The 19,394-nt window shown below is 69.6% G+C and carries 17 protein-coding genes, 1 tRNA gene and 1 pseudogene; 8 read left to right on the plus strand and 11 right to left on the minus strand.

The annotated features are described in order from the left end of the window. Positions 1-11: 11 nt before the first annotated feature. From CHAN_RS12005 to CHAN_RS12035, 7 genes are all read right to left on the minus strand, one after another. On the minus strand, positions 12-1,760 hold the full coding sequence (locus tag CHAN_RS12005; RefSeq protein ID WP_048744171.1) for a pyruvate dehydrogenase: 1,749 nt from the start codon (positions 1,758-1,760) through the stop codon (positions 12-14). A 154-nt stretch (positions 1,761-1,914) separates the two neighbouring features. Then, a complete protein-coding gene (locus tag CHAN_RS12010; RefSeq protein ID WP_048744094.1) occupies positions 1,915-2,757 on the minus strand; it encodes a PaaI family thioesterase in 843 nt (280 codons plus the stop codon). A gap of 80 nt (positions 2,758-2,837) precedes the next feature. After that, positions 2,838-3,260 carry an arsenate reductase/protein-tyrosine-phosphatase family protein gene (locus tag CHAN_RS12015; RefSeq protein WP_290290069.1) on the minus strand — a complete coding sequence of 141 codons (423 nt, stop codon included), beginning with the start codon at positions 3,258-3,260 and terminating at the stop codon, positions 2,838-2,840. A 155-nt stretch (positions 3,261-3,415) separates the two neighbouring features. Next, positions 3,416-4,195: a hypothetical protein gene (locus CHAN_RS12020; RefSeq protein ID WP_290290071.1), complete on the minus strand. Its 780-nt coding sequence runs from the start codon at positions 4,193-4,195 to the stop codon at positions 3,416-3,418. Positions 4,196-4,377: 182 nt separating this feature from the next. Further along, positions 4,378-6,333, minus strand: coding sequence for an AMP-binding protein (locus CHAN_RS12025; protein WP_290290073.1), 1,956 nt, complete (start codon positions 6,331-6,333; stop codon positions 4,378-4,380). Positions 6,334-6,585: 252 nt separating this feature from the next. Then, positions 6,586-7,101, minus strand: coding sequence for a hypothetical protein (locus CHAN_RS12030; protein ID WP_290290076.1), 516 nt, complete (start codon positions 7,099-7,101; stop codon positions 6,586-6,588). Between the two features lie 250 nt (positions 7,102-7,351). Then, positions 7,352-7,424: transfer RNA gene (locus tag CHAN_RS12035), tRNA-Thr, on the minus strand. Between the two features lie 203 nt (positions 7,425-7,627). On the opposite strand from CHAN_RS12035, the gene thrE reads away from it, so the two are divergent. The 5 genes from thrE (at position 7,628) to CHAN_RS12060 (ending at position 12,699) form a co-directional block, all read left to right on the plus strand. Then, on the plus strand, positions 7,628-9,229 hold the full coding sequence (thrE, locus tag CHAN_RS12040) for a threonine/serine exporter ThrE (protein WP_290290078.1): 1,602 nt from the start codon (positions 7,628-7,630) through the stop codon (positions 9,227-9,229). A gap of 176 nt (positions 9,230-9,405) precedes the next feature. Beyond that, positions 9,406-9,747, plus strand: a complete 342-nt coding sequence (locus tag CHAN_RS12045; protein WP_048744089.1) for a hypothetical protein — start codon at positions 9,406-9,408, stop codon at positions 9,745-9,747. A 5-nt stretch (positions 9,748-9,752) separates the two neighbouring features. Further along, positions 9,753-11,252 (plus strand): alpha,alpha-trehalose-phosphate synthase (UDP-forming), encoded by a 1,500-nt coding sequence (locus tag CHAN_RS12050; protein WP_048744087.1) that lies wholly within the window; start codon positions 9,753-9,755, stop codon positions 11,250-11,252. A gap of 32 nt (positions 11,253-11,284) precedes the next feature. After that, complete coding sequence (locus CHAN_RS12055; RefSeq protein WP_290290081.1) at positions 11,285-11,722, plus strand: hypothetical protein; 438 nt, start codon at positions 11,285-11,287, stop codon at positions 11,720-11,722. A gap of 46 nt (positions 11,723-11,768) precedes the next feature. Further along, positions 11,769-12,699, plus strand: a protein-coding gene (locus CHAN_RS12060; protein WP_377748491.1) for an IS5 family transposase whose coding sequence is annotated in 2 segments (ribosomal slippage) — positions 11,769-12,137 and positions 12,139-12,699 — 930 coding nt in all. Because the reading frame shifts where the segments join, the coding sequence is not laid out codon by codon here. 62 nt (positions 12,700-12,761) lie between these two features. On the opposite strand, the gene tet(A) is transcribed toward CHAN_RS12060, so the two are convergent. After that, complete coding sequence (gene tet(A) / locus CHAN_RS12065) at positions 12,762-13,961, minus strand: tetracycline efflux MFS transporter Tet(A) (protein ID WP_000804064.1); 1,200 nt, start codon at positions 13,959-13,961, stop codon at positions 12,762-12,764. A 105-nt stretch (positions 13,962-14,066) separates the two neighbouring features. Here tet(A) and tetR(A) point away from each other — a divergent pair, with 105 nt between their 5' ends. After that, the gene (tetR(A), locus tag CHAN_RS12070) at positions 14,067-14,717 is read left to right on the plus strand and encodes a tetracycline resistance transcriptional repressor TetR(A) (RefSeq protein WP_000164043.1); all 651 of its coding nucleotides are present in this window, start codon (positions 14,067-14,069) and stop codon (positions 14,715-14,717) included. Between the two features lie 331 nt (positions 14,718-15,048). On the opposite strand, the pseudogene CHAN_RS12080 reads toward tetR(A), so the two are convergent. After that, positions 15,049-15,720 (minus strand): annotated as a pseudogene (locus CHAN_RS12080) (Tn3 family transposase); the annotation flags it as partial. 40 nt (positions 15,721-15,760) lie between these two features. On the opposite strand from CHAN_RS12080, the gene CHAN_RS12085 reads away from it, so the two are divergent. Next, positions 15,761-16,691, plus strand: a protein-coding gene (locus CHAN_RS12085; protein WP_377748491.1) for an IS5 family transposase whose coding sequence is annotated in 2 segments (ribosomal slippage) — positions 15,761-16,129 and positions 16,131-16,691 — 930 coding nt in all. Because the reading frame shifts where the segments join, the coding sequence is not laid out codon by codon here. 39 nt (positions 16,692-16,730) lie between these two features. On the opposite strand, the gene CHAN_RS12090 is transcribed toward CHAN_RS12085, so the two are convergent. Continuing rightward, on the minus strand, positions 16,731-17,288 hold the full coding sequence (locus tag CHAN_RS12090) for a flavin reductase family protein (protein WP_053088166.1): 558 nt from the start codon (positions 17,286-17,288) through the stop codon (positions 16,731-16,733). Between the two features lie 69 nt (positions 17,289-17,357). On the opposite strand from CHAN_RS12090, the gene otsB reads away from it, so the two are divergent. Next, positions 17,358-18,152: a trehalose-phosphatase gene (gene otsB, locus CHAN_RS12095; protein ID WP_290290090.1), complete on the plus strand. Its 795-nt coding sequence runs from the start codon at positions 17,358-17,360 to the stop codon at positions 18,150-18,152. Here the strand turns inward: otsB and CHAN_RS12100 are convergent. After that, positions 18,149-19,249 (minus strand): LacI family DNA-binding transcriptional regulator, encoded by a 1,101-nt coding sequence (locus CHAN_RS12100; protein ID WP_290293508.1) that lies wholly within the window; start codon positions 19,247-19,249, stop codon positions 18,149-18,151. The two genes, otsB and CHAN_RS12100, sit on opposite strands and share 4 nt — an antisense overlap. Positions 19,250-19,394 lie beyond the last annotated feature (145 nt).

A 19,394-nucleotide genomic window follows, 5' to 3' on the forward strand; every position in this document is an offset into this window, starting at 1 on the left:
GCGGGGCGCGGCTACGGCCTCGGGATGTTGCGCAGGTTGGCGCGCGCGAGGTCGATCATCTTGCCCACGCCGCCGTCGAGGACCGTGCGCACAGACGCCTTGGTGAACCCGGCGACCTGCTCCAGCGAAATCTCCGGCGGGATCGACAGGGCATCGGGGTCGGTGACCACGTCGATGAGCACCGGGCCATCGGTGGCGAGGGCGTCGGCGAGCTGCTCGCGCAGGCGCTTCGGGTCGGTGATCCGCACCGACCGCATGCCCAGCGCGGACGCGACGGCGGCGTAGTCGACGTCGTCGTGGTCGGTGCCGAAGTCCGGCATGCCCTCGACGAGCATCTCCAGCTTGACCATGCCGAGCGAGGAGTTGTTGAACACGACCGTCTTCACCGGCAGACCGTTGCGGCGGACGGTGAGCAGCTCGCCGAGCAGCATGGACAGGCCGCCGTCGCCGGACATGGAGATGACCTGGCGGTTCCGGTCAGTCGACTGCGCGCCGATGGCGTGCGGCAGGGCGTTGGCCATGGTGCCGTGGCGCCAGGAACCGAGCACGCGGCGACGGCCGTTCGGCGTGATGTAGCGGGCGGCCCACACGTTGCACATGCCGGTGTCGACGGTGAACACGGCGTCGTCGGCCGCCAGCTCGTCGAGCACCCGGGCGACGTACTCGGGATGGATCGGCGTCCGATCCTCCACGCCGCTGGTGTACGCCTCGACGACGTGGTTCAGCTCGCGCTCGTGGTGGCGGAGCATCTTCACCAGGAAGGAGTCGTCCGTCTTCTCCCCGACCAGCGGCAGCAGGGCGCGGATGGTCTCGCCGACGTCGCCGTGCACGGGGTGGGCGACGGTGGTGCGGCGGCCGAGGTGCGCGGCGTTGGCATCGATCTGCGCGACGTTGCCCGTCGGCAGGAAATCGGAGTACGGGAAATCGGTGCCGATCATGATGAACAGATCGGCGTCGTCCATCGCCTTCTGCAGCCCGCCGTAGCCGAGCAGGCCGGACATGCCCACGTCATGCGGGTTGTCGTACTGGATGATCTCCTTGCCGCCCAGCGCGTGGCCCACCGGGGCCTTGAGCTTGCGGGCCAGCTCCAGCACCTCGTCGCGGGCGCCGGCGGCACCCGCGCCGACCATGAACGTGACCGTCTTCGCCTCGTCGATGGCGGCGGCGAGATCGGCGAGTTGCGCCGGGTCCGGGGTCACCGCGCCCGAGCCCGGCACGACCCGCGACGCCAGCGCCGGCGCGGCCACGGCGTCCTCCGACGCCAGATCGCCCGGCATGACCAGCACGGAGACGCCGTTGCCGGCCATGGTCGACTGGATGGCGTTGTGCAGGATCTTCGCGCCCTGCTCCGCGGAGTTGACCATCTCGCAGTAGCCCGAGCACTCGTTGAACAGCTGCTCGGGGTGGGTCTCCTGGAAGAAGGAGGTGCCGATCGCCTGCGACGGGATGTGCGAGGCGATGGCCAGTACCTTGGCGCCGTTTCGATGGGCGTCGTAAAGCCCCTGGATCAGGTGCGTGTTGCCCGGGCCGCACGACGCCGCGCAGACGGCGAGCCCGCCCGTGATCAGCGATTCGGCGCCCGCGGCGAAGGCGGCGGACTCCTCGTTGTGGACGTGCACCCACTCGATGTCGTCGCTGCGCCGCACGGCGTCGACGACCGGGTTCAGGCTGTCCCCGACCAGCCCGTAAATGCGCCGCACCCCCTGGGCCGCCAGGGCCTCCACCAACTGCCGCGCGTAATTGCCGCTCTTGCCGCTCATGACGATCCGCCTTTCGCTCATCAGGTCGTGGTGATGCCGCATGAACCCGGTCATGGGTGGTGACCGGGGTTCATCGTTGCCCGCCACGGTACTCCCGGCGGGCGGCGGATGCAGATGCGGGTCCGGCGGCGGCGCCGGGCGGCGCGTGCGCCGGTCAGTACCTGTTCAGCGACTCCCGGGCGTCGACGACCTCGGCGCGCAGCGACATCGCCGCGCCACTCGGGGAGTCGGACGTCAGCGCCTCGATGACCACCTCCGGCAGACCCGCCGCGCGGTAATCCTCCAGGCTCACGGAACCGTATTCCAGGACGCCCTCCAGCCAGGCGACGGCGCGGGCCTCCGGCCGCACGCAGCGGCGGGCGACGCGCTCATGCTCGGTGAGCCGCTCGCGGTGCTCCGCTCCCCGCAGCCCCAGGCGGGCCAGCGTGCGCCCCGCGGCGATGAGGTTCTCGCCTTCGACGTGCTCCAGCTGCGCCGGATTCGCCGGCGGCTTGCCGATGCCCCGCGGGCGGACGTACAGATCCTGCTGCCCGATGCCGACGATCGAGCCGTGCCGGTCGCGGATGACGGAGGTGTACGGCACGACCGTGGAATAGCCGCCCTCGGTCTCGGCGAGGATGCGCTCGATCAGCTCATCGGATGCCTCGACCTCCAGGTACGCGCCCTTGCGGCCCGGCTGGATGAACTCGAAGGAACCGGTGCGGGTCCAGGCCTCATAGCGGTCGACGCCCAGTCGCTGCATGACCAGCGTGCCGAACAGCACGTCGGTCATGGAAAACAGCGTGCCGCCGAACGCGGCGCCGTGCATGTTCGCGTTGAGGCGGGTGAGGCGCAGTTCCAGCCGGCCGAGCGACCAGTCGTCGGCGATGCGCGTGATGCGGATGCCCATGGCGACCAGCGGCGGCCATGCGTTGAGCACGTGCCGCAGTCGGTTGGGGGTCAGCGACTTCCCCGCGGCGTTGACGATGATGCGGCGGAAGGATGGTCCCTTTTTCATGAGTATTCACCCTAGGCGGCGGGGCATCCGGCCGTGGCGGCGGGGCGAAAAAGGGCTGGAAATAAAATCTGGAAATAAAATCAGTGGACGCGCGGCGCTTCGCCGAGGTCCGTGAGCACCACGAGGATCCGCTCGCGCAGATCGTCGCGGAGACGGCGGTAGCGCTCGACGCCGCGGACGCCGTCGGTTGCCGGATCGCGCAGCTCCCAGCGCTGCGTGTCGACGTCGGGGGCGACGTGATCGGTCACGTCGATGTCGCCGAGGACCACCACGATGTCGGCGCGGTCCGCCAGCGAGGGGGTCATCTGCAACGGGTCGCCGTCGCAGCGCGCCCCGAGTTCGGCGCACGCCCGGCGCGCGTCCTCGTCGACGCCGCGGTCATCCGGATCGACGTCGATGCCGGCCGAGATCACCGTGACGGCGGGGGCGACGCGGCGCGTCAGCCCTTCGGCCATGCGCGACATCCCCATGTTCGACCCGCTGACGTACAGGATCACCGACATTTCCGCACCCTTCCTTCCGCTTCCCCGTGTGCGCGGGTTTCACCGCGATGGCGACGGCGGGGACGGAGCCTCCGGGCGGCTCGTGAACGCCCCCTCCAACATCACCCCCAGCATAGGTGGTTTTGCCGTGGGGAGCACCCGGCGAACGGGGGCGGTCAGGGGGCCGCGGACCAGAGCGTGACGACGGACCCGTCGTCGCCGGTGCAGCGCAGCACCTTTTCGGCCACCGGGCGGCAGCGGTAGGTGCGGCCCGCCGCCTCGACGTCGCGTTCGGTGCCCAGCAGATCCTCCCCGCGGTTGGCCAGCACCAGCGCGCCCATCACCCGGAGCGCGTCGGCGCACAGGCGGTCCGATTCGGCGCGCGTGGCGTCCGCGTCGGCGCCCTCGGACAGCGTCACGCCGATGTGGCTCATGCCGAAGCCGTTGCCGGTGGCGCACACCAGGACGTCCTCGCCCTCGATCTCGATGACGTCGCCGCGCAGGGCGAATCCGGTGCGGCCGCCGCTGCCGCGCGCCGCGCCGGGATCCGGTGCGGCCGTCGTTTCGCCCGCGGCGTCGCCCGGGTCGCCGGCAGCCTGGCCGGACTCGCGCGGGCCGGCTTCTCCCCGGCCGGCCTCTCCCGGCGCAGCGGAATCCTCGGCGCCGGCACTTTCGTCGCCGCCCGCGGACGACGGCCCCGACGACGACGATCCCGGCAGGGACCCCGGCAGGGAAGACCCGAACAGCGCCGACCGGTAATCGACCTCGGCGGCGCGATCATCGCCGCCCGCGGACTGCTGCCCGGCGGCCACCCCCGCGAAGAAGCCGCCGCCGACGAGCACCATCACGCCGGCCACGGCCCCGACGGCCGCGCGCACTCTGCGGCGCCGCCCGCCATCATGCCCCGCCGCTGCGGGGATGACCGTGGACTGCCTGGCGATCGTGTGGTCCGACATGCGTGCTCCCGGTGTTGCGTCTTGAGCGGGCGCCGGGGTGGGGCGCCCAATCGAGCACGCACCATATTACTCCAAAACTGCAACGGAAGGGACTCGAGTGACGTATGTGACCAATGGGAATGCCCCCGGTGCCGGATCCGAAGACCCTGCACCGGGGGCGGTGGGCGTCGCAAAGCCGGAGACTAGTCCTTTTCCCAGTACTCGCGCTCGCGGCGCATCTCCACCGGCGCCGAGGGATCGGTCTCGGTCTCCGGGCGCGCGAGCTCGCTGTTGCGCAGCTCCACGCGGCGGATCTTGCCCGACGCGGTCTTCGGCAGATCGTCCGCGAACTCGAGGCGGCGGACGCGCTTGAAGCCGGCGAGGCGGTCCGCGGTGTGCGCCATGATCGACTTCGCGGTCTCGAGCGACTCCTCCGCGCCGGCGGCGAGTCGGACGACGCCCTTCGGCACCGCCAGGCGCAGCGGGTCCGGCGACGGAATGACCGCGGCCTCCGCCACCGCCGGGTGCTCCAGCAGCACGGACTCCAGCTCGAACGGCGAGATGCGGTAGTCGGACGCCTTGAACACGTCGTCGATGCGGCCCTCGAAGGTGATGTAGCCGTCCTCGTCGCGGATGCCGCGGTCGCCCGTGTGGTAGTGCCCGTCGAACATGACGGCGCCCGTCTTGTCCGCGTCCTCGTGGTAGCCCGGCGTCAGGAACAGCGGATGGCCGTCCATGACCACGCAGATCTCGCCGTCGTCGACGAGCTCGCCGGTCTCCGGGTCCACCAGCACGATGTCGACGCCCGGGCAGGGCCGGCCCATCGAACCGGGGCGCACGGTCTGGCCCGGCGAGTTGCACACCAGGGCGGTGGTCTCCGTCTGGCCGTAGCCGTCGCGGATGGTGACGCCCCAATCCTCCTCCACGCGCGAGATGACCTCGGGGTTCAGCGGCTCACCGGCGCCGAGCGCCTCGCGCGGCACCCGCGACATGCCGGTCATGTCCGCCTGGATGAGCATGCGCCACACCGTCGGCGGGGCGCAGAACGTGTCCACGCCGCAGCGATCGAGCTGGCCCATCAGCGCGCCGGCGTCGAAGCGGTCGGTGTTGTAGATGAAGATGCACGCCTCCGCGGACCACGGCGCGAACACCTGCGACCACGAGTGCTTGGCCCAGCCCGGCTGCGAGATGGACATGTGCACGTCGCCGGGCTGCACGCCCAACCAGTACATGGTGGTCAGCGTGCCCACCGGGTAGCTGGCGTGGGTGTGGGCGACCAGCTTCGGCTTCGAGGTGGTGCCGGAGGTGAAGTACAGCAGCAGCAGGTCGCCGGGGCGGGTCGGGCCGTCGGCCTCGAACTCGTCGGACGACAGGTAGGCGTCGTGGAAGTTGTGCACCGGGATGGAGGGCATGCGGCCGTCGCCGGTGACGGGCTCCTCGTCTTCGTCGGCGGCCAGGAGGATGACGTCGTCGTCCTCGGCGACGTCGGCGAAACGGTCCAGGTAGCGGCGGGAGGTGACCACCATCTTGATCCGCGCGCGCTCGAGGCGCTCCGGGGTTTCGGCGGCGGGCAGCTGGATGGAGGCGGGGCTGACCACGGCGCCGAGCTTCATGGCGGCCAGCAGCGTCTCCCACAGCTCCACCTGGTTGTCGAGCATGAGCATGATGCGGTCGCCGCGCCCGATGCCCATGGAGCGCAGGTGGTTGGCCACGCGGTTGGAGCGCCGGCGCATGAGGTCGAAGGAGTAGATGGCCTCGGAGCCGTCGGGCTCGACGATCCACAGGGCCGGCTCGGGGTTGTGGTACGCGATGACGTCGAACCAGTTGAGCGCCCAGTTGAAGTCCTTCAGCTCCGGCCATTCGAACGCCTCGCGGGCGCCCTCGTAGTCGGTGCGGGTGGCCAGGAGGGTGTCGCGGGCGGCGCGGAACGCCTCGCTGTCGCGGGTGTGGCCCGGGGTGCTCAGGCGCGCGTCGTCCTGCTGCAGCGTCTGCACCCGCTTGGGGTGCGGCGGGTGGTGCGGGGCGCCGGGATGGACGGTGCGGTCGAGGCCGGGGGCGGGGGTGACGGGAGCGTTCATGTCGGGTCCTTGTGCGTTGGAGACGTCGGGGTCGTCGTGGCCCGCGATCGTGGCGGGGATCACCGGTGTTGCGTGGGTCACAGTATTTCGTGAATCTCCATTAACTCGCAAGGTTTCCCCGCCGAAACGCTTCCGGGGGTGAATCGTCATTCATCGAACGCGGACAAAGTGGCCCAGGTCACAAGCATTTGGCTTTGCGACGCCCACGTGGCCGCGGGGGTGGCCGGCAACCCGGTGGCGACCGGAGCCCCGACCACGCCAAAGGCCCGGCGCCGCCCGCGATGGGGCGGCGCCGGGCCTCGGGAGTCCACGGGGTGAGGTACGGGAATGCGCTCAGCAATCCGAATCGAAGTAGCCGTATGGGTATGCGTCGAACAAGCCCGGATGGATGCGCCCCAGCAATGCGGCGGTTTCGTTCTTGAGCGGCGCAATGTCGTCACCGGCGTCGAGGTGTTTCTCGAGCTGGGCAAGTACGAGACCGGCTCGGACGAAGTCGGTGAAATCAATGCGAAAATCCGTGAAGGCACCCGCATCGTCGTGACCGCCCTTGTCGTGGTCGAAGAAGAAGACCGTTCGATGCCGCTGGCTCAAAAGCCATTCGTCGCCCTGGCCCGAGCGCCCGATGAGCCAAAAGTCCTCCGGCAGCCCCGAATCACGGGCATACCCGTTGACTTGGAGCGCTTCCTGATACCCGCACAGGTCGATGTCCGGGGTCAGGGCAATCGGCTCGAACTGGTGGATGAAGGCCGTATAGGCGGTGTCGATGGCCGGGATCTTGCCCTTGTCCTTGATGTGCCGGTCAAGCGGAGCAAGTGATGCGAAGACCTCGCTTCGGTCAAGGAGTTCCATTGGCGCCCACCTCTTCTGGAGTGCATTCTGCGACGTTGCGGTGATCCGTCCATTATCCCGGCGCAGCAGTGTCGGCGCTTGGCTCGGCTGCCCGACGCGAGTGCGAATTGGCCGAACCCGGCGAGCGCGGGAGTCCGGTTCACCGTCATGTCCGGTCATTACCGTGCCAATGGAGTGCCATTAGAGTGCCATTCGGTGGCTCGGAAACGAGTGCAGGCCAGGCGATTGCTTGCCTGACCTGCACCGTCGGAGCCGGAGACGGGACTCGAACCCGCAACCATCCGCTTACAAGGCGGGCGCGCTGCCAATTGCGCCACTCCGGCATTGCCCGGGATTCTACCCGGCCCAGAGGGGCGCCCGGACAGGCACCCGAGCGCCGCCGCACGGCCGCTGCCCACGGCGTCGGATGCGGTCGTGTTTTTCGGTGAATCCGCATGTAGAATCCCCGCGGCGCGGGAACCCCGCGCCACGACGACACGACGAAACGCGGCGATCCACCACCGACGGATCCCGGGGACGGAGGACCATGGCCGAGGACCACCAGGCGACCACCGCCGCGGCGATCCCCGGATTCGCCGGCAAGTTCCGCGCCAAGGTGCGCGGCGCCCTGTTCGGGCCCCAATCGACGGTCGACCTCGTGCAGTCGACGCGGACGCCGCTGCCCCTGGCGCCCATCGACTACACCGACCCCGACCAGGTCACCTCGGTGCTGGACCTCGCCGCCCAGCTCGGCGGCCTGCTGCTGTCCTGCGGCACGGGCAACTCGGACACCGTCCTGCAGATCAAGGCGGTCACCTCGGCCTACGGCCTGACCCGGGTGCAGGTCGACATCACGCTGACGTCGGTGACGGTGTACCACCTCATCGGCGCGCGCCGGACGCCGGTGACCGCCATGCGCGTGGTCGACGCCCCGGCCGTGGACTTCCACCGCCTGCGCCGCGTCGACTCGCTGCTGCGGGCCATCCGCGGCGGCCAGGTTTCGCTCGACGACGCCGTGGAACGCGCCGAGGCCATCGAGACCGCCCCTCCCCTGTACCGCCTGCGCGTCATCTACCTCGGCTGGGCCGCCATGGCCGCTGCGGTGTCGATCCTGCTCGGCGGCGGCCCCGCCGTCGGCGCCATCGCGGCGGTGGTCACCGCCGTCATCGTGGCGACGATCGGCGAGCTCAACGTCCGGGCGCTGCCCCCGTTCTTCCAGAACGCGACGGGCGGCTTCATCGCGACCGTCATGGCCGCCCTCGCCTACGCGGGATCGAACTGGGCGGGCATCGAGGTGCAGCCGTCGCGGGTCGTGGCGTCGGGCATCATCGTCATGCTCGCCGGCCTCACGCTCGTCCAATCGCTCCAGGACGGCATCACCGGCGCCCCGGTCACCGGCTCCGCCAGATTCTTCGACACGATGCTGCTCACCGGCGGCATCGTCGCGGGCATCGCCATCGGCTTCGAGATCACCTCGCTGATCGGCATCGCGCTGCCGCCGACCAGCGTCGCGTCCGACCCCAACTTCGCGGAATCCACCGTCCGGGTGCTCGCGGGCACGGCGGCCAGCGTCGCCTTCGCCGTGGCCTCCAACGCCGGGTGGAAGGCGCTCGGGGTGTCGGGCGCGACGGCGCTGCTGGGCTCGATGCTCTACTACTGGCTGCTCCTGCCCGCCGGCGTCAACCCCGTCGCCGCGGCCGGCGCCGCCGCCACCGCCGTCGGCCTGGCCGGCGGCCTGCTCTCCCGCCGCACGTCGATCCCGCCGCTGGTCACCGCAATCGCCGGCGTCACTCCCTTCCTGCCCGGCATGTCCATCTACCGGGGCCTCCACGCCCTGCTCAACGGCCAGCCCCTCAACGGCTTCACGGCGCTCGCCGCCGCACTGGGCACCGCCACCGCGCTGGCCGCCGGCATCGCCCTCGGCGAATGGCTCGCCCGCCAGATGCGCCGCCCGCCGCGCCTGATCCGCCACGGCGACGTCCGGCGCCCGAAGATCCAGCGGCGCCGCCGACGCCAGGCCGCGGGCACCGACTCCACCGGCGGCACGGCCAACCCCATCGACGGCCGCACGCGCCTCAGCCGCAGCGCCCGCGCCAAATTCGGCCGACGCTACGGGCGCGCACCGGGCGACCGCACCGTGGACTGGTGAGGGCACACGGGCGTCGCAAAGCACCCACCGGCCCACCTCACCCGAAATGACCCTCCTTGGTACAATGGACGGCCTGTATGGGGAGACCGGCGAGGCGGCCGCCCGGCCCCCATCCGCACGCGGCGCACGCCCGTGCGCGCCACCCGACAATCGCCCGCCACGAGCCAGGAGGATCCGTGCCACCCAAGGTCACCGACACCCGCACCGCCCAGAACGAGGCACTGCACCAGGTCGAGGCCGAGACGGCGGCGGGCGCGCGGCGAATCGTCGCGACGTTCTCCGATGACTTCCACGACTGCGTCACCCTCATGTGCATGCTCGGAGTCGAACCCGAGGGCCTGAGCTACAAGAAGGTCCACGAGGAGCACCTCGAGGCCACGGCGCCGAAGACCGCCAAGCGCACCCGCAAGTCCACGAAGAAGGCGGCCAAGAAGGCCACCTCCAAGAAGACCACGGCGAAGAAGGCCACCAAGAAGACGGCCAAGAAGGCCGCCAAGAAGACCACGAAGAAGGCGTGACGCGAATGGGCCGCGAACGCTCGGATTTCGTCGTCGTGGCCAACCGGCTGCCCGTCGCCCCCGTCGATGATCCGGCGGCCCCGGGCGGCGTGCGCTGGGAAGCCAGCCCCGGTGGCCTGGTCACCGCGCTCACCCCGGTGCTGCTGCGCAACAACGGCGCGTGGGTCGGGTGGGCCGGCAGCGTCTCCGACGAACCGGAGGCCCCCGACGTCCCCGAGGCCATCGACACCGACGAGGGCCTGCACCTCTTCCCCGTCGAGCTGACGTCCGACGAGCACGAGAAGTTCTACGAGGGCTTCTCCAACGCCACCTTGTGGCCGCTGTACCACTCGCTGATCGTCGCGCCGACGTACGACGGCGACTGGTGGGAGTCCTACCGCGAGGTCAACCTGCGCTACGCCGAGGCCGTCTCGCGCCGCGCCGCCGAGGGCGCCACGGTGTGGGTGCAGGACTACCAGCTGCAGCTCGTGCCCGGCATCCTCCGGCAGGTGCGACCCGACCTGACCATCGGGTTCTTCCTGCACATCCCCTTCCCGCCGTCGGAGATCTTCCGCCAGCTGCCGTGGCGCGAGGAAATCGTCCGCGGGCTGCTCGGCGCCGACGTCATCGGTTTCCACCTGGACACCTGCGCCGACAATTTCCTGGACCTGTGCCGCCGCGTGTCCGGCGAGGCCGGCTCGCACACCGGGCTGCCCGACACCCTCGAGGTCAGCGGGCGCTCGTCGGTGCGCGAGGCCTCCGGGGCGATCACCGCGCCCGACGGCCGCACGGTGCGGGTGGGGTCCTTCCCCATCTCCATCGACTCCGGCGACGTCATCGCCAGGGCCGCCGGCGCCGACCGCGATGGCGTGCGGGCGCTGGCCGGCAACCCGCGCACGCTGCTGCTGGGCGTCGACCGGCTGGACTACACCAAGGGCATCCTCGTCCGCCTCGAGGCGTTTGAGGCGCTGCTCGAATCGGGGGCGCTGGACCCGTCGGAAAGCGTGCTGGTGCAGGTGGCGACCCCGTCGCGCGAGCGCGTCGACGACTACCGCCGCACCCGCGCCCGCGTGGAGCACGCGGTAGGCCGCATCAACGGCCGGTTCGGGTCGCTGGGCCGCCCGGTGATCCACTACATCCACCGGCCCGTGCCCTTCGACGACCTGCTGGGCATGTACTCGGCGGCCGACGTCATGCTGGTCACCGCCCTGCGCGACGGCATGAACCTGGTGGCCAAGGAGTACGTCGCCTGCCACCCCGACGGCACCGGGTCGCTGGTGCTGTCGGAGTTCACCGGCGCGGCGACGGAGCTCGACGGCGCGCATTTCTGCAATCCCCACGACCTGGAGTCGGTGAAGCGGGCGATCATGTCCGCGGTAACGTCGCTGGAGCACTACCCCGACGACGCCCGCGCCCGCATGGAGCGCCTGCACGCCCAGGTCCGCGACCACGACGTCGACCTGTGGGCGCGCAGCTTCCTCGAGGAGCTCACCCGCGCCCACGAGGCGTCGGAGGGCGGGCGGTGAGCGCGCGCGGCCGCCGGGCCGCGGCATTGTGCTTGACGACGCTCCTTTCGGCGTCGCTCGCCGCCTGCGGCGGGGATGACGGCGGGGACGGGGACGATCGGGTCGTCGGCAAGCGCTGGCAGGTCACCGCGGTCTACGACGACCCGGCGCTGCCCCACGGCGCACCCGACGGCATGGTGCCGCCGGTCATCGCGTTCGGCCGCGAGTCCTACACCGGCGACGGCGCCTGCGGTTCCTTCCAGGGGACGCTGACGTGGCGCGACGGCGACATCGTGTCCGTCGGCGAGCCGCGCACCGTCCGCGAGGCCGACTGCGACGCCGTCGCCCGCACCTTCCACGACCGCCTGCGCGCGAAGCTGACCGGTGACTTCATCGTCTCCGCCGGCGCACCCGGCCTGCGCATGACCGCCGTCGGCGACCATGCGCCGGGCGAGGCCGCGCCGGGGTGGGCGGCGGTGTCGCGGAACTAGGGCGTGTCTCCCATAGCTGAGCGGTGACCCGCGAGACGGTGTCCGTATGGCACAGACGAAGTCAAGGTTTCGCCAGTTCACCGATGAGCAGTGGGAGCGGATCGAGCCCCTGCTGCCCTCCAACCAGGGGCGGCAGGGGCATCCGTTTCGCGACAACCGCAAGGTGGTCGAGGGCATCATCTACCGCTACCGGACAGGGATTCCGTGGCGTGACCTGCCGCGAGATGAGTACGGCCCGTGGCAGACGGTGTGGAAACGCCACGCTCGATACGCCGAGGACGGCACCTGGGACCGGGTCCTGCAGGCAATCCTGGCTGACGCCGACGCCGACGGGATGATCGACTGGAACGTCTCGGTCGACGCCACCATCTGCCGCGCCCACCAGCACGGCACAAATACGACCCGCCCTGAGCAGGACACAGGGGGCTCGATCGAATCACAAGAATCGCCCCGCAGCCGAGTGTGAACCTGCAGGTCACGGCATCGGCAGGTCGCGTGGCGGACTGACGACCAAAATCCACAGCGCCGTCGACGGCCGCGGGCGACCGCTGGCGAACGTGGTCACCGGCGGCCAACGCAACGACGGTGCGATGCTCGAACAGGTGCTCGCCGACATCCACGTTCCCCGCCACGGGCGGGGCCGGCCCCGCACCCGCCCAGACGCGGTGATCGCCGACAAGGCGTACTCGTCCGGAACCATCCGCCGCCAGCTCCGCAACCGGGGCATCGCCGCCGTGATCCCGGAGAAAAGCGACACGATCGCCGCACGAGCACGCCGAGGCGGCCGCGGCGGCAGACCGCCCAAACTCGACGTTGACCTCTACAAAGGGCGAAACGTCGTCGAACGATCCTTCGCCCTGGCCAAGCAATGGCGAGCCCTGGCCACCCGTTACGACAAACTCGCGATCACCTACCGCGCCGCCGTCACACTCTGTTCGATCCTGTCCTGGGTACGCCTATTGGGAGACACGCCCTAGGGCGCGTATAGCTTGCCGGAAGTCGCCTTGACCCGCATGGCATAGGCCTATCGTTTCCACGATCAGCGATCGGCTCGTTGCCCTGCGCCGCTCCAAAGCCCGCGACGCAGCGCCGGCAGGCAGAGCAAGTAGAGGGCAGCGCCTGCAATCCATGCCCACCCGTTCCACGTTGTTATAGAAGCCGCATAGATCGCCGTGAAGAGGAGGGGTCCGACGATCGAGGTCAGGCTGGTGAGCGCCGCCAGTGAGCCTTGCAGCTGCCCCTGACGTTCCTCATCCACCTGCCTGGACAACATTGCTTGCAGCGCCGGCATTCCGATGCCACCCGAAGCAAGCAGGACCATGATCGGGAACGCCATCCATCCCCGTGTCGCGAAGGCAAGCAGGATGTAGCCTGTGCCGTCGGCAATCATTCCGAGCATGAGTGCCCGCCTTTCGCCGAGCCGGGCGGCTACAGGGCCGGTGATCATTGCCTGGGCGAGTGAATGCAGAATGCCAAATGCGGCAAGCGAAATGCCGATCGTGGTCGCGTCCCAGTGAAAGCGATCCTCGCCGAAAATGACCCAAAGCGCGGCCGGCACCTGTCCGACAAGTTGCATGATGAAGAAGACCGCCATCAGGGCGGCGACGACGGTCATGCCCCGGGCCCACCGGAACGAAGCGAGCGGGTTGAGAGCCTCCCGGCGTAACGGCCGGCGTTCGCCTTTGTGCGACTCCGGCAAAAGGAAACAGCCCGTCAGGAAATTGAGGCCGTTCAAGGCTGCCGCGGCGAAGAACGGAGCGTGGGGGGAGAAACCGCCCATCAGCCCACCGAGCACAGGTCCCGCGACCATCCCGAACCCGAAACAGGCGCTCATGAAGCCGAAGTGCCGCGCGCGCTCATCGCCATCAGTGATATCGGCAATATAAGCGCCGGCTACCGCCCCAGTCGCCCCGGTGATGCCGGCCACGATCCGCCCGATATAGAGAACCCAAAGGAAAGGCGCCGTCGCCATGATGGCGTAGTCGACAGCAGCGCCGGCCAGCGAGACGAGCAAGACCGGCCGCCGCCCGAAACGATCCGACAGCGCGCCCAGCACAGGTGCGCAGGCAAATTGCATCAACGCATACAGCGCCAGCAGAATGCCATAGTGGGCGGTGACGTCGTTCGAGTGAACCAGATCGCGCAGGAGGCCCGGCAGCACCGGCATAATCAGGCCGATGCCGACAGCGTCGAGCGCGACAGTGCTCAGAATTACGATCAGGGGTCTGTTGGGTTTCACGTCTGGCCTCCGGACCAGCCTCCGCTGGTCCGATTGAACGCGCGGATTCTTTATCACTGATAAGTTGGTGGACATATTATGTTTATCAGTGATAAAGTGTCAAGCATGACAAAGTTGCAGCCGAATACAGTGATCCGTGCCGCCCTGGACCTGTTGAACGAGGTCGGCGTAGACGGTCTGACGACACGCAAACTGGCGGAACGGTTGGGGGTTCAGCAGCCGGCGCTTTACTGGCACTTCAGGAACAAGCGGGCGCTGCTCGACGCACTGGCCGAAGCCATGCTGGCGGAGAATCATACGCATTCGGTGCCGAGAGCCGACGACGACTGGCGCTCATTTCTGATCGGGAATGCCCGCAGCTTCAGGCAGGCGCTGCTCGCCTACCGCGATGGCGCGCGCATCCATGCCGGCACGCGACCGGGCGCACCGCAGATGGAAACGGCCGACGCGCAGCTTCGCTTCCTCTGCGAGGCGGGTTTTTCGGCCGGGGACGCCGTCAATGCGCTGATGACAATCAGCTACTTCACTGTTGGGGCCGTGCTTGAGGAGCAGGCCGGCGACAGCGATGCCGGCGAGCGCGGCGGCACCGTTGAACAGGCTCCGCTCTCGCCGCTGTTGCGGGCCGCGATAGACGCCTTCGACGAAGCCGGTCCGGACGCAGCGTTCGAGCAGGGACTCGCGGTGATTGTCGATGGATTGGCGAAAAGGAGGCTCGTTGTCAGGAACGTTGAAGGACCGAGAAAGGGTGACGATTGATCAGGACCGCTGCCGGAGCGCAACCCACTCACTACAGCAGAGCCATGTAGACAACATCCCCTCCCCCTTTCCACCGCGTCAGACGCCCGTAGCAGCCCGCTACGGGCTTTTTCATGCCCTGCCCTAGCGTCCAAGCCTCACGGCCGCGCTCGGCCTCTCTGGCGGCCTTCTGGCGCTCCTGCTGCGGCGTCCGCTCGTGGGCCGTGGCGCGGGTCCGCGCGCCGGCCTCGTGCGCCTGGCGCTCGCGGGCGAGGTCCAGGGCGGCCGTCTTCACGTTCTGCCTTGCGCAGATGAGATAGGGGAGCCCGCAGAATTCGGAAAAAATCGTACGCTAAGGTTTTCCGGGCATCCGTAAGGGCCGAAACTTCCCGTCTTCCAGTCTGCGGCTCTGCCGCCAGACGTAATCGCCGGTTAGGTTGATGTGCTCCCAGCCCAGCGGCGACAGGAATTGCAGCAGCTCGCCGTCCACCGGCTTGCCGGCCTCGACCAACCCCTGGGTGGCGCGTTCCAGGTACACCGTGTTCCACAGCACGATAGCCGCCGTCACCAGGTTGAGGCCGCTGGCCCGGTAGCGCTGCTGCTCGAAGCTCCGATCCCTGATTTCCCCAAGGCGGTTGAAGAACACCGCCCTGGCCAGCGAGTTGCGCGCCTCACCTTTGTTCAGGCCGGCATGCACGCGGCGGCGCAGTTCAACACTTTGCAGCCAGTCCAGGATGAACAGCGTGCGCTCGATCCGGCCCAGCTCGCGCAGGGCCACGGCCAGTCCGTTCTGGCGCGGGTAGCTGCCGAGCTTGCGCAGCATCAGCGAGGCGGTGACGGTGCCCTGCTTGATCGAGCTGGCCAGGCGCAGGATGTCGTCCCAGTGGGCACGCACGTGCTTGATGTTCAGGGTGCCGCCGATCAGCGGGCGCAACGTCGGGTAGGCTTGCACGCCCTGCGGCACGTACAGCTTGGTTTCGCCGAGGTCGCGGATGCGCGGCGCGAAGCGGAAGCCTAGGGCGTGTCTCCCATAGCTGAGCGGTGACCCGCGAGACGGTGTCCGTATGGCACAGACGAAGTCAAGGTTTCGCCAGTTCACCGATGAGCAGTGGGAGCGGATCGAGCCCCTGCTGCCCTCCAACCAGGGGCGGCAGGGGCATCCGTTTCGCGACAACCGCAAGGTGGTCGAGGGCATCATCTACCGCTACCGGACAGGGATTCCGTGGCGTGACCTGCCGCGAGATGAGTACGGCCCGTGGCAGACGGTGTGGAAACGCCACGCTCGATACGCCGAGGACGGCACCTGGGACCGGGTCCTGCAGGCAATCCTGGCTGACGCCGACGCCGACGGGATGATCGACTGGAACGTCTCGGTCGACGCCACCATCTGCCGCGCCCACCAGCACGGCACAAATACGACCCGCCCTGAGCAGGACACAGGGGGCTCGATCGAATCACAAGAATCGCCCCGCAGCCGAGTGTGAACCTGCAGGTCACGGCATCGGCAGGTCGCGTGGCGGACTGACGACCAAAATCCACAGCGCCGTCGACGGCCGCGGGCGACCGCTGGCGAACGTGGTCACCGGCGGCCAACGCAACGACGGTGCGATGCTCGAACAGGTGCTCGCCGACATCCACGTTCCCCGCCACGGGCGGGGCCGGCCCCGCACCCGCCCAGACGCGGTGATCGCCGACAAGGCGTACTCGTCCGGAACCATCCGCCGCCAGCTCCGCAACCGGGGCATCGCCGCCGTGATCCCGGAGAAAAGCGACACGATCGCCGCACGAGCACGCCGAGGCGGCCGCGGCGGCAGACCGCCCAAACTCGACGTTGACCTCTACAAAGGGCGAAACGTCGTCGAACGATCCTTCGCCCTGGCCAAGCAATGGCGAGCCCTGGCCACCCGTTACGACAAACTCGCGATCACCTACCGCGCCGCCGTCACACTCTGTTCGATCCTGTCCTGGGTACGCCTATTGGGAGACACGCCCTAGCGGGGCGGGGCGTTCGAGCGGGGCGTTTGAGCGGCGCGCCTACACCGAGGGGCGCTGCCGCCAGCTCTCGTCGGCCGGGGCGTCCTCGCCGGCGGCGACGACGTTGGCGTAGGAGCCGCGGTGGTACAGCAACGGGCGGGAATCCGCGCGGTGGCCGATCTCCGCGACGCGGCCGACGACGATGAAGTGGTCGCCGGCCTCGTGGACGTCCTCGATGGTGCAGTCGATCCACACGGCGCAGTCGCGCAGCAGCGGGTTGCCCAGCGCCGATCGGGTCCACTCGCCGTGCTCGAACTTGTCGCGGCCGCGGCGGCCGAACACCGCGGAAATGTCGCGCTGGGCCTCCGTGAGCACGCTGACCGAGAACCGGCCGGTGGCGCGGATGCGCGGCCACGACCGCGATGTGTTCATCACGGTGAACAGCACCAGCGGCGGGTTCAGGCTCAGGGAAGAGAAGGACTGGCACGCGAAGCCGACCGGTTCGCCGTCGTCGGAGGCGACGATGGTGACTCCCGTCGCGAACTCGCCGAACGCCTTGCGGATGGACATTTCGTCCATCGTCTCCAGGGGCGCGGGGCGGGTGTCGGCATTGGTCATGGGCCGCACTTTACCCATGGTCACCGGTGGCCGCGCCGCCGGGGAGGGGCCGTTGCGTAGGGTGGTGACGTGAGCAACACGTCACCGACCCCATCCGCCGTCGCCGCCGTCGCCGAGGCCGGGACGCTCGTGGTCGCCCTCGATTTCGACGGCACCCTGGCGGACCTGTGCGATGACCCGATGGCCGTGCGCCCCCGCGAGGGCAACGTGGAGCTGGTGTCGCGGCTGTCCGCGCTGCCCCGCACAGAGGTGGTCATCCTGTCCGGCCGGCAGCTGCGCGACCTGCGCTACCTGTCCGGCATGGAGCACGCCGCCCGGCTGGTCGGCAGCCACGGTGCCGAACCCCAGGACGGTCTGGCCCTGTCGGAGGCGGAATCCTCCCTCTTGGAGGCCCTGGACCTGCGGCTTCGCGACGTCGTCGCCGAGGCCGGCGCGGGAGACCTGGTCTGGGTCGAACGCAAACCCGCCGCGCGCGTCCTCCACGTGCGCCTGCTGGAGGACGAGGTGCGCAAGCGCCGCGTGCTCGACCACGCGCTGTCCATCTTCCGGCCGCTCCAGGGCGTCCACATCACCGAGGGCAAGGACATCGTCGAGCTCGCCGTCCTCGACGTGACCAAGGGCAGCTACCTGGAGGCCGCCCGCAGCGAATACGGCGCCGACGCGTTGCTGTTCATCGGCGACGACGTCACCGACGAAACGGTCCTGCGCACGCTGGGCAACGGCGACCTGGGCATCAAGGTCGGCTCCCCCGATGACGGCCCCAGCGCGGCGACCGCCTTCCTCCCCGACACCGCGGCCGTGACCGCGTTCCTCCGGGATTTCGCCGACGCCCGCGAAGCCGCCGCGTCCGGGAGCCCGGCCTAGCCGCGCGGCGGCGCCGTCGTCCGCCCCGGCAGGAACTCCGTGGGCAGGATGACCCTGGCCTCCCCGCCGGCCAGCGCCGCGCCGGCCGCCCGGCCCTTGTCGCGGTTGGGCTGGATGACCGTGGTGATGCCGCTGTGGCGGGCGGCCTCGATGCCGTCGAAACCGGTGACGGAGAGGTCCTCCGGGATCCGGATGCCGTGGTCGTTCGCGTAGCGCAGCACCCCGAGCGCCTGCGTGTCCGTGGTGCACGCGACGGCGGTCAGGTGCGGGTGCGACGTCAGCAGCTCTCGGGCGGCGTCGTAATTGTTCTCGGGATCGTTGAGGTGCCGCTCGACGATGGGCACGCCGGCGGCGTCGATGCCGGCCTCGCCCAGCGCCTCCAGCGCACCCTCGACGCGGGAGCGCTGCACGTGATGCCGCGCGCCGGCCAACCGTTCCGCGCTGACGGGGCCATCGTTGCGCAGCCGGGACAGGCGCACCGACAGCACGCCGATGTCGCGGTGCCCGAGCTCCGTCAGGTGGCGCACCGCCGGCTTGATCGCCTCGCGGTCGTCGATGCCGACGAAGGGCACACCATCCTCGCACGTCGGCTGATCGCAGATCACCGTGGGCAGACCGCGTTCGAGCACCGCCTTGAGGAAGGGATCGTCCTCCGCCACGGAATAGACGACGAAGGAATCCACGACGGCCTGGCGGATGAGCATCCTGGGGTCGGGCGAGGCGGGCTCCGGCGAAGAGGTGCGCGCGGGCCCGTCGTCACGCCGTTCGGTTTCCCCGTCTCCGCACTCCGCCGACGACGCCGGGATGACCAGGAGCGAGTCGCCGCGCCGGCCGCATTCCTCCGCCAGGCCCGCGAGGAAATCCACCGAGGCGGGATCGTCGAAGGCGAAGGACAGCTGCTCGGTGAAGAGCACGCCCACCGCGCCGACCCGCCGCATGCGCAGGCTGCGCGCCATGGGATCCGGGCCGGGGTAGCCCTGGGCCTCCGCCTGCGCGAGAATGCGTTCGCGCAGCTCCGGCGACAGCTGATCGGGGCGGTTATAGGCGTTGGACACGGTCGTCCGGGACACCCCCAACTCCGCGGCGATCGACGCCAAAGTCCCCCTGGACCGGCGGCCGCCCCGCGAACCGTTCCGCGATGTCGCCGACGCCGAATCGGGCTCGGCGGGATCGGCGGGGTAATCGGTGTGCACGCGCCCGAATCTACCCGATGCCGCGGATCGCCGGTAATACGTTCGAACC

The organism is Corynebacterium hansenii, assembly GCF_030408795.1.
GTDB lineage: Bacteria > Actinomycetota > Actinomycetes > Mycobacteriales > Mycobacteriaceae > Corynebacterium > Corynebacterium hansenii.

Excerpts from the sequence above, each read along its gene's own strand:
- CHAN_RS12005 (WP_048744171.1), bottom strand. The coding sequence starts at position 1,760 with ATGAGCGGCAAGAGCGGCAATTACGCGCGGCAGTTGGTGGAGGCCCTG.
- CHAN_RS12010 (WP_048744094.1), bottom strand. The coding sequence starts at position 2,757 with ATGAAAAAGGGACCATCCTTCCGCCGCATCATCGTCAACGCCGCGGGG.
- CHAN_RS12015 (WP_290290069.1), bottom strand. The coding sequence starts at position 3,260 with ATGTCGGTGATCCTGTACGTCAGCGGGTCGAACATGGGGATGTCGCGC.
- CHAN_RS12020 (WP_290290071.1), bottom strand. The coding sequence starts at position 4,195 with ATGTCGGACCACACGATCGCCAGGCAGTCCACGGTCATCCCCGCAGCG.
- CHAN_RS12030 (WP_290290076.1), bottom strand. The coding sequence starts at position 7,101 with ATGGAACTCCTTGACCGAAGCGAGGTCTTCGCATCACTTGCTCCGCTT.
- thrE (WP_290290078.1), top strand. The coding sequence starts at position 7,628 with ATGGCCGAGGACCACCAGGCGACCACCGCCGCGGCGATCCCCGGATTC.
- CHAN_RS12050 (WP_048744087.1), top strand. The coding sequence starts at position 9,753 with ATGGGCCGCGAACGCTCGGATTTCGTCGTCGTGGCCAACCGGCTGCCC.
- CHAN_RS12090 (WP_053088166.1), bottom strand. The coding sequence starts at position 17,288 with ATGACCAATGCCGACACCCGCCCCGCGCCCCTGGAGACGATGGACGAA.